Annotated in this window: 9 protein-coding genes and 1 pseudogene; 6 read left to right on the plus strand and 4 right to left on the minus strand. The window is 70.6% G+C overall.

Annotated elements, in window-relative coordinates; translation table 11 throughout:
- Window positions 1–329 precede the first annotated feature (329 nt).
- Entirely contained in the window at window positions 330–902 is a 573-nt protein-coding gene (locus IJH84_RS21405; protein ID WP_200068483.1) for a sigma-70 family RNA polymerase sigma factor, read from the plus strand.
- A complete protein-coding gene (locus IJH84_RS21410) occupies window positions 903–2,231 on the plus strand; it encodes an anti-sigma-D factor RsdA (protein WP_295148177.1) in 1,329 nt (442 codons plus the stop codon).
- A 178-nt stretch (window positions 2,232–2,409) separates the two neighbouring features.
- On the opposite strand, the gene IJH84_RS21415 is transcribed toward IJH84_RS21410, so the two are convergent.
- On the minus strand, window positions 2,410–2,811 hold the full coding sequence (locus IJH84_RS21415) for a DUF5319 domain-containing protein (RefSeq protein WP_295148180.1): 402 nt from the start codon (window positions 2,809–2,811) through the stop codon (window positions 2,410–2,412).
- Between the two features lie 235 nt (window positions 2,812–3,046).
- Here IJH84_RS21415 and guaB point away from each other — a divergent pair, with 235 nt between their 5' ends.
- The 4 genes from guaB (at window position 3,047) to guaA (ending at window position 9,531) form a co-directional block, all read left to right on the plus strand.
- The gene (gene guaB / locus IJH84_RS21420) at window positions 3,047–4,558 is read left to right on the plus strand and encodes an IMP dehydrogenase (protein WP_295148183.1); all 1,512 of its coding nucleotides are present in this window, start codon (window positions 3,047–3,049) and stop codon (window positions 4,556–4,558) included.
- Between the two features lie 154 nt (window positions 4,559–4,712).
- Window positions 4,713–5,843 (plus strand): GuaB3 family IMP dehydrogenase-related protein, encoded by a 1,131-nt coding sequence (locus IJH84_RS21425; RefSeq protein WP_295148187.1) that lies wholly within the window; start codon window positions 4,713–4,715, stop codon window positions 5,841–5,843.
- Window positions 5,844–5,953: 110 nt separating this feature from the next.
- A complete protein-coding gene (locus IJH84_RS21430) occupies window positions 5,954–7,672 on the plus strand; it encodes an FAD-dependent oxidoreductase (RefSeq protein ID WP_295148190.1) in 1,719 nt (572 codons plus the stop codon).
- A 263-nt stretch (window positions 7,673–7,935) separates the two neighbouring features.
- The gene (gene guaA, locus IJH84_RS21435) at window positions 7,936–9,531 is read left to right on the plus strand and encodes a glutamine-hydrolyzing GMP synthase (protein WP_295148194.1); all 1,596 of its coding nucleotides are present in this window, start codon (window positions 7,936–7,938) and stop codon (window positions 9,529–9,531) included.
- Window positions 9,532–9,672: 141 nt separating this feature from the next.
- On the opposite strand, the gene IJH84_RS21440 is transcribed toward guaA, so the two are convergent.
- From IJH84_RS21440 to IJH84_RS21450, 3 genes and pseudogenes are all read right to left on the minus strand, one after another.
- The gene (locus IJH84_RS21440) at window positions 9,673–10,587 is read right to left on the minus strand and encodes a glycoside hydrolase family 16 protein (protein ID WP_295148197.1); all 915 of its coding nucleotides are present in this window, start codon (window positions 10,585–10,587) and stop codon (window positions 9,673–9,675) included.
- 306 nt (window positions 10,588–10,893) lie between these two features.
- Window positions 10,894–11,097, minus strand: coding sequence for a hypothetical protein (locus tag IJH84_RS21445; protein ID WP_200068489.1), 204 nt, complete (start codon window positions 11,095–11,097; stop codon window positions 10,894–10,896).
- A pseudogene (locus tag IJH84_RS21450) lies at window positions 11,090–11,564 on the minus strand (PspC domain-containing protein); the annotation flags it as partial. The pseudogene IJH84_RS21450 and the gene IJH84_RS21445, both read right to left, overlap by 8 nt.

The raw sequence follows: 11,564 nt of genomic DNA on the forward strand, positions 1-11,564 counted from the left end.
CCCTCGCCACCTGCCGGTGACCGAACCGGCCGGCCGTGGCCGGGGGCACGTCTCGTGATCGCGTCCGCTGCGCACTGCGGCCGCTAGGCCGCCGCCGCGCGGACCCTTAACATTCGCCGATCCGCGGCACTTCCGGACTGGGCGAACCATGCCAGGGTGGATATCTGGTAGTTATGGTTGTGTGACAACGACCCCCGATGTCCCCCACTCCCTGTTCAGGGATCTGCCCTCGCCCGGTACGGTGACTCCGGCGCAACGTGCGGTGCACGTGATGTACGCCGGACAAATCCGAGTCGCTTGAACGCGTAACACCAGGGCTGCTGTCTGCGATGAGCAACGTGGGGGACGGGCTGGACGCTCTTGTAAGCGCCGCCGTCGACGGCGATCGTCAGTCGATCGAGCGCTTGCTGGCCGAAATCCGTCCTTTGGTGGTGCGGTACTGCCGCGCCAGGGTGGGACGAAACGAGCGGTCGTTCGCTTCTGCGGACGACGTGGCCCAGGAAGTCTGCCTCGCCGTGCTGACGGCGTTGCCCAGCTACCGGGATCAGGGTCGCCCCTTCTTGGCGTTCGTGTACGGCATCGCCGCGCACAAGGTGGCTGATGCGCATCGTGCGTCGGCCCGCAACCGCTCCGAACCGGTGGCGGACGTTCCGGACACCCCGGAATCCGAAGCCGGCCCGGAGCAGCGGGCGATGCAGGGTGAGCTTTCGGGCAGGATGGCGCAGCTGTTGCGCGTCCTCCCGGCCAAGCAGCGGGAGATCCTGCTGCTCCGGGTGGTCGTCGGGTTGTCCGCGGAGGAAACCGCCGAAGCGGTCGGTTCGACGCCGGGGGCGGTGCGAGTGGCGCAGCATCGTGCATTGGCCCGGCTGCGAAAGACGCTGTCCGCGGAGGAGGTGGTCTGAATGGTCGAGCGGGAAGAACCCGAGCGTGCCCCGGGGCGGGAGCACGCCGCGGAGCACCCCGTCGAATCCGGCCGGCCGGACGACCGTGCGGGTGGGTCGGGTGAACCGGAGGCAGCTTCGGCCCCGCCCGCCGCTGGCGAGGGAGCCGAGCTGATCGACAACCGAGAGTCCGACTCCGCCGCCGCCGTGGCCGCCGGGTCGAACACCGCCGAGACGCCCGACGAGCCGGGAGTCGCCGCAGCCGCGGATAGCACCGGCGCGGGCGAACAGAACGAGTCCGAACAGGACACCGAAAAGCTCGATACCGCCCAGCAGGGCGGCGATTCCGACGCCGCCGAGTTCCCGGATCAGTCCACTTCGGAGGAAACTCCGTCCACTTCGGACGGGTCGACGGACGCCACCGTGCTGGACTTCCGGCAGCGGCCGAGCGTGACCGACGCGGACACCGAGCAGGCCACCGCGGAAGGGCTGATCGACGCGGACGAGGTCGGCACCGAGCCGCTGAACCTCTCCGAGATCCAGTCCGACGACGCGCTGCTGGACGCCCTCGGCGGCACCAACCCGAGCGTGCCCGGGGAATCCGAAGAAGCCGGTCCTGCACTGGAATCGCTGCTGGTGGCGTGGCGGCGGGAAGTCGACGCCGCGCCCATCGGCGAGCTGGTCGAGCTCGACGAGGCGGCGGGCGCGATCGCCGCAGGCCGCCGCCCGCGGCGCCGGTCGCGGCGCAGGCACCTGGTTCCGGTGGCCTCCGCGGCCGCGGTGCTGATGATCGGGTTCACCGGCGTCGGGCTGGCGGCCCGGGACGCGATGCCGGGCGACATGCTGTGGGGCGTGGCGACGGTGCTCTACGCCGATCACTCGCGCTCGAGCCTGGCCGTCGACGCAGCGCAGCAGGATCTCAACGTCGCCGACAGCGCGCTTCAGGAGAACCGCACCGGAGACGCGAAGCAGGCGCTGGAGCGCGCGCTGGAGCACATGAAGGCGGTCGAGGACGGGCAACGACTCGACCAGCTGCGAAGCACCCATCGGGAGCTGCTGCGGCGCTACGAGGGGGGCACTTCCCCGTCGGAACCCTCGACCTCGGAGACCTCCACCAGCACGCACCAGCCCACGAGCGTGACGCCGAGCCCGCCGCCGTCGCAGCTGCCGCTGCCGCCGCCGGAACCGTCGGTGCCGCCGACGACCCCGAGCACCCCCAGCTCCTCGCAGGTGCCGACGACATCGCCGAGCGCGCCGAGCGAGACCAGCGGCACCTCGGACCGGCCCTCCAGCGGGATCGGGACGACCGGCGGGATGACCTCGGACTCGAACAGCTTCTTCCCGAACTGAGCCGCCGCGCGGTTCGGCCGGAGCGGGCGCAAGCACCGCCGGGATCCGGTCGAACCGTTCGGAGGTGCGAGGCGAACCGCCCGGCGGCAGGTCTTCCGGACGTGTACTCAGGCACCGCTGCAGCGGTACGGGTGCTGCGCGCGAACGCGCGGAGCGGAATCGGCGACGGCGACCGGCGTCAGCGGGTGTTCTCGTTCTCCGTCTCGGTGACGCCGTCGGCGAACCCGCGGCAGTACTCCCAGCTCACGTAATGGCTCGGGTCCGGGGAGTAGGCGGGTTCGTGCGGGCGCATCCGCCCGTCGTGCAGCAGCTGCTCCAAGCTGGAGCGCAGCAGTTCCCAGTCGTGGTAGTGCGGCTCGCCGCAGTCGGTGCAGTCCACGACGATCCCGCGGACCCCGCGCGGCTCCAGCAGCGCTTGGTAGACGGCGAGGTCGGTGAGGTCGGACAGCAGCTCGGCGCGTTCGTCCTCACCCAGCGGCGGGCCCTGTTCCGAGTCCTGGTCGTCGAGCGTTCTGCTCGGATCGTCCGGGTCGCCCGCGAACGGGTCTGGGGGCAGCGGATCGTGCGGCACGGACCGCACGGTACCGCCCACCTCGCAACCCGGAACCGCTCGGGGCGGCTGCCGCCGCGCGCGTGCGTGCCACCACACCGGGGACCGCTTGTGACCAGCGGGTCTATATCATGGGGAAATCGCACCTGCCGCTCGTGCCGGGGACGTCGACCGCCGCCTCCGGTGCGCGGTATCGCCCGATGAGCCCCCGCCCGGATCCTTCGGTGCCACCACCGTTGCTTGCAGGAAGGCACACCGCCTCGCCATGACCAGCGAACTGACCGCTCCCGGATTCCCCGCCAAGTTCGCCACGCTCGGGTTGACCTTCGACGACGTCCTGCTGTTGCCCGACGAGTCGGACGTGATCCCCAGCAGCGTCGATACCGGAACTCAGCTGTCCCGCAACGTGCAGCTGCGGGTGCCGCTGCTGTCCGCGGCGATGGACACGGTCACCGAGGCGCGGATGGCCATCGCGATGGCGCGCCAGGGCGGTGTCGGCATCCTGCAGCGGAACCTGGCGGTGGAGGAGCAGGCCGCGCAGGCCGAGGTGGTCAAGCGTTCCGAAGCCGGCATGGTGACCGACCCGGTGACCTGCTCGCCGGAGGACACCATGGCCGAGGTCGACGCGCTGTGCGCGCGCTACCGGATCTCCGGTGTGCCGGTGACCGATCCGGACGGCACGCTGGCGGGCATCATCACCAACCGGGACATGCGGTTCGAGGCCGATCACACCCGCCGGGTGCGCGAGATCATGACTCCCGCGCCGCTGGTGACCGCGCAGGTCGGGGTGACCGCGGACGCCGCGCTGGGCCTGCTGCGCAGGAACAAGGTCGAGAAGCTGCCGATCGTGGACAACGCGGGCAAGCTGCGCGGGCTGATCACCGTCAAGGACTTCGTCAAGACCGAGCAGTACCCGAACGCCACCAAGGACCCGGACGGCCGGCTGCTGTGCGGCGCGGCGGTCGGCGTCGGCGCCGACTCGCACGAGCGCGCGATGGCGCTGGTCGATGCCGGGGTGGACGTGCTGATCGTGGACACCGCGCACGGGCATTCCCGCGCGGTGGTGGACACCGTGGCGACGTTGAAGAAGGAGCTGGGCCACTCGGTCGACGTGATCGGCGGGAACGTGGCCAGCCGGGCCGGGGCGCAGGCGCTGGTGGACGCCGGTGCGGACGCGGTGAAGGTCGGCGTCGGACCGGGCTCCATCTGCACCACGCGGGTCGTGGCCGGGGTCGGCGTGCCGCAGATCAGCGCGATCTACGAGGCCGACCAGGCGTGCCGCCCGGCAGGCGTGCCGATCATCGGCGACGGCGGCATCCAGTACTCCGGCGACATCCCGAAGGCGATCGCCTCCGGCGCCAGCAGCGTGATGCTGGGCAGCCTGCTGGCGGGCACCGCGGAGTCGCCGGGCGAGCTGATCCTGGTCAACGGCAAGCAGTTCAAGGTCTACCGCGGGATGGGTTCGCTGGGTGCGATGCAGACCCGCGGGCAGGCCAAGTCGTACTCGAAGGACCGCTACTTCCAGGACGACGTGCTCTCCGAGGACAAGCTGGTGCCGGAGGGCATCGAAGGCCGGGTGCCGTACCGCGGCCCGCTGGCCCAGGTCGTCGACCAGCTCGTTGGGGGGCTGCGTTCCGGCATGGGCTACACCGGCTCGACGACGATCCCGCAGCTGCAGCGGGCGAACCTGGTGCGGATCACCGCGGCGGGTCTCAAGGAGAGCCACCCGCACGACATCACGATGACCGTCGAGGCGCCGAACTACACCACGCGCTGAACGGTCCGCGCAGGTCGCGCGGGCCGTTGATGGGCCTGCGCGGCCCGCCCGTCCAGCAGCTCGAACAGCCCGGCAGGCGGCCCGCCTGCGGGTCGCCTGCAAGCAGCAGCAAGAATGTCCGGCCGCAGTTGCGGTGCCGCGAGGGAGGAACAAGGTGCGGGATCTGGTGGAGATCGGCATGGGCCGGACGGCCATGCGCGGCTACGACCTGGACGACATCGAGATCGTGCCGTCGCGGCGGACCCGTTCGTCGAAGGACGTGTCGCTGTCCTGGCAGATCGACGCCTACCGGTTCGACATCCCGTTGGTGACGCACCCGACGGACGCGGTGGTCTCGCCGGCGACCGCGATCCGCATCGGTGAGCTCGGCGGGCTCGGCGTGCTCAACGCCGAAGGGCTCTGGGCGCGGCACGCCAACGTCGAAGAACGGCTGGCCGAGGTGGTGCGCGCCGCCGAGGAGAGCAGCGACCCGGATGCGGCGATGAAGCTGCTGCAGCGGCTGCACGCCGAACCGGTGCGCCGCGACCTGCTGACCCAGGCGGTCAAGCAGATCAAGGACTCCGGCGTGACCGTGGCAGCCCGGGTGAGCCCGCAGCACGCCGAGGAACTCACCCCCGACCTGCTGGCCGCCGGGGTCGAGGTGCTGATGGTGCAGGGCACCATCGTCTCGGCCGAGCACGTGGCCAGGGACGGCGAGCCGCTGAACCTGAAGCGGTTCATCGCCGACCTGGACGTGCCGGTGATCGCGGGCGGTGTCGGCGACTACCACACCGCGATGCACCTGATGCGCACCGGCGCCGCGGGCGTGATCGTCGGCTTCGGCCGGTCCCGGTCGGCCACGACCACGCAGGTGCTGGGCATCGGGGTGCCGATGGCCACCGCGATCGCCGATGCCGCGGCGGCTCGCCGGGACTACCTGGACGAGACCGGCGGCCGGTACGTGCACGTGCTGGCCGACGGCGCGCTGTCCTACTCGGGCGAGATCGCCAAGGCGATCGCCTGCGGCGCGGACGCGGTGATGCTCGGCGAGGCGTTGACCGAGGCGTCCGAAGCCCCCGGGCAGGGTTACTACTGGACCGCGGCCGCGGCGCACCCGAGCCTGCCGCGCAGCGAGATCGTCGGGTTCACCGGTTCCGGCGCCGACCTGGAGACGGTGCTGTACGGGCCGAGCAGCGACCCGTACGGCACGATCAACCTGTTCGGCGGGCTGCGCCGGTCGATGGCGAAGACCGGGTACTCGGAGCTGAAGGAGTTCCAGAAGGTCGGTCTGACGCTGCAGCGGTGAGCCGCACCCGGGAAAGAACCGCGATTTTTCCCGCCTCCGGTACGGATCCCGCCAACGGCTTGGCGGCAACCTCTGGCTACCGGTGAGTAATGGCGTCTAACGTGAGGCGCATGGCTTCCAGCAACGGTGCTCTTGGTCACCAAGATCGGCAGAACCACTACGACGTCGTCGTGATCGGCTCCGGTTTCGGCGGGAGCGTCGCCGCGCTGCGGCTGACCGAGAAGGGCTACCGCGTTGCCGTGCTGGAGGCGGGGCGGCGGTTCGCCGACGACGAGTTCGCCGAGACCTCGTGGGACCTGCGCCGGTTCCTGTGGGCGCCGCAGTTCGGCTGCTACGGGATCCAGCGCATCCACCTGCTGCGGGACTGCCTGATCCTGGCCGGCTCCGGGGTCGGCGGTGGGTCGTTGGTGTACGCGAACACGCTGTACCGGCCGCTGCGGCCGTTCTACGAGGACTCGCAGTGGGCGCACATCACCGACTGGGAGGGCGAGCTCGCGCCGCACTACGACCAGGCCAGCCGGATGCTCGGGGTGGTGACCAACCCGAGCACCACGCCGTCGGACGAGGTGATGAAGCAGGTCGCCGCGGACATGGGCGTCGGCGGCAGCTACCACTCGACCCCGGTGGGGGTGCACTTCGGTTCGCCGGGCGAGACCGCCGAAGACCCGTACTTCGGCGGGGCCGGGCCGCAGCGCACCGGGTGCACCGAGTGCGGCGCGTGCATGACCGGCTGCCGCGTCGGCGCGAAGAACACGCTGGTGAAGAACTACCTCTACCTCGCCGAGGCCGGAGGTGCCGAGGTGTTCCCGATGACCACGGTGCACCGCCTGGCCGAAGGCTCCGGCGGGGGCTGGCGCATCGGCACCCGGCGCACCGGCGCGAAGATGTCGCTGGGCAGCAAGGTCTTCACCGCCGATCAAGTCGTGCTGGCGGCCGGTACCTGGGGCACCCAGAACCTGCTGCACCGCTCGCGGGACCGCGGGGACCTGCCGCGGATGTCGGCCAAGCTCGGCGAGCTGACCCGCACCAACTCCGAGGCGATCATCGGTGCGCAGGTGCCGGACGTGGGGGAGCGGAACTTCTCCGAGGGCGTCGCGATCACCTCGTCGTTCCACCCGGACGACGACACGCACATCGAACCCGTCCGCTACGGCAAGGGCAGCAACGCGATGGGGCTGCTGCAGACCTTCCCGACTCGAGGTGACGACCCGTCGCCGCGCTGGCGGCAGTGGTTGCGGTTCGTGCGCAAGAACCCGGTGGAGGCCGTGAAGATGGCCGTGGTGCGCCGGTGGAGCGAGCGCACGATCATCCTGCTGGTGATGCAGAGCCTGGACAATTCGCTGATCACGCGGGTCAAGCGCGGGCTGTTCGGTTCGCGGCTGACCTCGCGGCAGGGCCACGGCGCGCCGAACCCGGCCTACATCCCGGCCGGTGAGGAGGCCAACCGCCGCACCGCGGAGAAGATCGGCGGCATCGCGGGCGGTACCTGGGGCGAGCTGATGGACATCCCGATGACCGCGCACTTCATCGGCGGTTGCCCGATCGGGGAGGACGCTGAGCACGGTGTGATCGACCCGTACCACCGGGCCTACGGGCACCCGACGCTGTCGGTGGTGGACGGCTCGGCGATCACCGCGAACCTCGGTGTGAACCCGTCGCTGACGATCACCGCGCAGGCCGAGCGGGCGTTCTCGATGTGGCCGAACAAGGGCGAGCAGGATCCGAGGGCCGAGCAGTCCGAGGGCTATCGGCGGCTGGATCCGGTCGCGCCGAAGTCGCCCGCGGTGCCTTCCGAGGCTCCCGCAGCGCTGCGCCTCCCGCTGGTCTAGCCGAGCGCCCGGCCGACACGCGCCACCGCCACCCGACCCGGTCGGAATTTTCGGAGCGAACGGACTCATCGCCCGATCTGTTCGGACCGGCGGTCCGTGCACTCGGATCTGTCTGCCCGGGTGGGGTGGTGTTCGGGCGCGTCGGCGGAATGTAGGAGCGGGTCTGGCGAGTCGGCGGTCGCGAGGGCGGAGGTGCTGCCCTGGTGGCCTCGGCTAGCTGGGATGATGGCGGTAGCGCCCGCATCCCTGGAGGTTTCGACGACGTGTCCGGTACCGCAAGCAGCCCCGACCAGCCCCCGCGCGACGGCAAGGGGCCCGTGCTGGTCGTCGACTACGGCGCGCAGTACGCGCAGCTGATCGCGCGCCGGGTGCGCGAGACGCAGATCTACTCCGAGGTCGTCCCGCACGACACGCCGGTCGATGAGCTGGTGCGCCGCGACCCGGCCGCGCTGGTGCTCTCCGGCGGCCCGGCCAGCGTCTACGCCGAAGACGCGCCGCAGGTCGACCCGGCGATCTTCGACGCGGGCGTGCCCGTGTTCGGCATCTGCTACGGGTTCCAGGCGATGACCAAGGCGCTCGGCGGCAGCGTCGAACACACCGGCACCAGCGAGTACGGCCGAACCGACCTCGAGGTCTCCGGTGACGGCGGCACGCTGCACGAGGACCTGCCCGCGCACCACCCGGTGTGGATGAGCCACGGCGACTCGGTCAGCAAAGCACCGGAGGGCTTCGCCGTCACCGCGGGCAGCAAGGACACCCCGGTCGCGGCCTTCGAGGACCGGGAACGGCGGCTGGCCGGGGTGCAGTACCACCCCGAGGTGGCGCACTCGCCGCACGGCCAAGAGGTGCTGCGCCGGTTCCTGCAGGACATCGCAGGTGTGCGGCCGCAGTGGACGACCGCTTCGATCGTGGACGACACGGTCGCCGCGATCCGCGAGCAGGTGGGTGACCGGCGGGCGATCTGCGCGCTGTCCGGCGGAGTGGACTCCGCGGTCGCCGGTGCGCTCGTGCAGCGCGCCATCGGTGATCAGCTCACCTGCGTGTTCGTCGACCACGGCCTGCTGCGCGCGGGCGAGCGGGCGCAGGTGGAACGCGACTTCGTGGCGGCCACCGGCGTCAAGCTGGTGACGGTGGACGCGGTGGACCAGTTCGTCGGTGCGCTGGCCGGGGTGGCCGACCCGGAGGAGAAGCGCAAGATCATCGGGCGGGAGTTCATCCGCTCCTTCGAGAGCACCGCCCGCGAGCTGGTCGCCGATTCCGGCGGTGACGTGGACTTCCTGGTGCAGGGCACGCTGTACCCGGACGTGGTGGAGTCCGGCGGCGGAACCGGCGCGGCGAACATCAAGAGCCACCACAACGTGGGTGGCCTGCCGGAAGACCTGCAGTTCCAGCTGGTGGAGCCGCTGCGCGCGCTGTTCAAGGACGAGGTGCGCCGGGTCGGGCTGGAACTGGGCCTGCCGGAGACGATCGTGCACCGCCAGCCGTTCCCCGGACCGGGCCTGGCGATCCGCATCATCGGCGAGGTCACCGCGGACCGGCTGCACACCTTGCGCGCCGCGGACGCGATCGCGCGGGAGGAGCTGACCGCGGCCGGGCTCGACCGGGACATCTGGCAGTGCCCCGTGGTGCTGCTGGCGGACGTGCGCTCGGTGGGCGTGCAGGGCGACGGGCGGACCTACGGGCATCCGGTGGTGCTGCGGCCGGTTTCCAGCGAGGACGCGATGACCGCGGACTGGACCCGGCTGCCCTACGACGTGCTGGAGCGGATCTCCACGCGGATCACCAACGAGGTCTCCGAGGTCAACCGGGTCACGCTGGACGTCACGTCGAAGCCGCCGGGCACCATCGAATGGGAGTGATCCGCGGCCGGGCGTGAGCGAGCGGGCCGTTCGTCCGAACAGCTCGGGCGAACGGTCCGCTCACTCATTCCTCGCGGTCGCGTGCGTCGAAGGCGCGGGTCACGACGCGCGCGATCGGGGAGACCGGGCGCTGCTGAGCGCTCAGCCCTGCTCGACCTTGACCCAGTCGACCAGGTAGCGGGCGCTTCCCGCGGCCACCTTGTCAACGGATTCCTGCGGCAGTCCGAAATAGGGTTCGGTGACGCCGTTGACGCCGTTCGGGAACTGCCCGCCGAGCGCGAAGTTCAGAATCATGAACTGCGGGTCGTCGTAGACCCAGCTCCAGCCGTTCTGCTCCATTTCGGCCTTGGTGATCTGGTAGAACTGCTTGCCGTCGACGGAGAAGGTGAACCCTTCCGGCGTCCAGTCCACCTTGTAGTCGTGCCAGTCGGCCGGGTCCATTCCGTCGAATTGCTGCTTGCCGGTGATCGGGGTGTCGCCGTTGTACTCGGGGCCGTGCAGCGCGGAGCTGGTCCACGGTTCGCCGACGTTTTCCATGACGTCGACTTCACCGCACTGCGGCCAGGACACCTCGTCGATGTTCGAGCCCAGCGACCACCAGGCGGGCCACAGGCCCGGGCTGCTGCCGCCCTCGGGCAGCTTCAGCCGCGCCGAATAGCTGCCGTAGGTGAACTCGTACTTGTCCTGCGTGCTGAGCCTGCCGGACTGGAAGTCGTAGGTGTTCCCGTCCGGGGCCTGGAAACCGGGGTTGTACCGGGGGTGCAGGGCCAGCGCGCCGTTCTGCGCGCCGGTGGCGGCGTCGTCCTGGTCCAGGTAGATCGTCTCGGGGGAGTCGACGTAGGCCTGCTGCTCCTGGTTGACGGTGTCGAAGTTCTCCCCGGTGACCTCCACCTGCCACTTGGACCGGTCGAGCTCGGAGCCGGAGAAGTCGTCGAAGAACACTTGCTTTTTCGGTGCGGCCGGCTGCGGGGCCGGATTCGCAGCCGCGGTGGCGAACGGGAGCAAGCACAGCGCGGCGAGCGCGGTGCCTGCCGCCTTGAATCCGGTGCGGGACACGGAAAGTCTCCTTCGGCAGGATCGAACGGTGCGCGCCACCGGTATGGGCTGCGCACCGGAAACGGTTCGGTGCAGGCTATATCGATGCAGCCCGCGCGGAATTCCGCCGATCGGCTGCAACGCGGAGTCGCACCAACTCCACCGGTCCCGTTTTTGCCACTTTCCACGGCCGAATTCCACGGGATTCGCGGAATTCCCGGCCGGACTCGGGATGCGCCGCCGCACCGGTCGCACGCCGCGGCCGGGCGCGATGGATGCGCGGGCGAGCAGTGCCTGCGTGCGTTCGGTTTTCGGCGCAGCGCGGTTTCAGCGGCGGCGCATCGAGACCACCAGCAGGATCAGCCCGACGAACACCGCGATGCCCGCCAGCGACCACTCCATCCAGAAGTCCTCCGTACCGCCGAGCAGCAACGAACCGGCGAGCAGCAGCGCCAGCGCACCCGCGACCAGCAGCACGGTGTCCGGTTTCGTGTGGTCGTCGCCGTTCGCGCGAGAATCGTCGTCAGCCACGGAGCACCTCCACGCGCCCGTTCGCAGTGGTCAAGTCGAGCTCGACGTGCCCGCCACCGGGTCCGTCCGGGCCGTTGTCGGTGACGCTGATCCGGCTGTTGCTGCCGTTCGCCTGCGAGCCCAGGCATTCGACGGACCCGCCGTCGGCGCCGCATTCCGCGGTGACGTCCACGTTCGGTGGCAGCAGCACGCGGATCAGGCCGTTGGTCGTTTCCGCGCTGGTCGCGACGCTCTCGCCGGCCGGCATGCGCAGCGGCCGGAGGTCGAGCGAGATCAAGCGCGAGCCGCCCTGGTAGGAACCTTCGAGGTCGGCCGGGCTGGCGGCGACGACGATCCGGTCCGCGTCGACCTGCGGCGGCCGGTAGTTGACCTCCCGGTGCTCCTCGTTCATGCCGAGCAGCAGCGCCAGCGCTCCGACCGGCAGCGCGAACGCGATCAGCCCGCGGCCGCCGTGCAGGAACGCGCCG

Source organism: Saccharopolyspora sp. (assembly GCF_017434145.1).
GTDB classification, from domain to species: Bacteria; Actinomycetota; Actinomycetes; order Mycobacteriales; family Pseudonocardiaceae; genus Saccharopolyspora_C; species Saccharopolyspora_C galaxeae.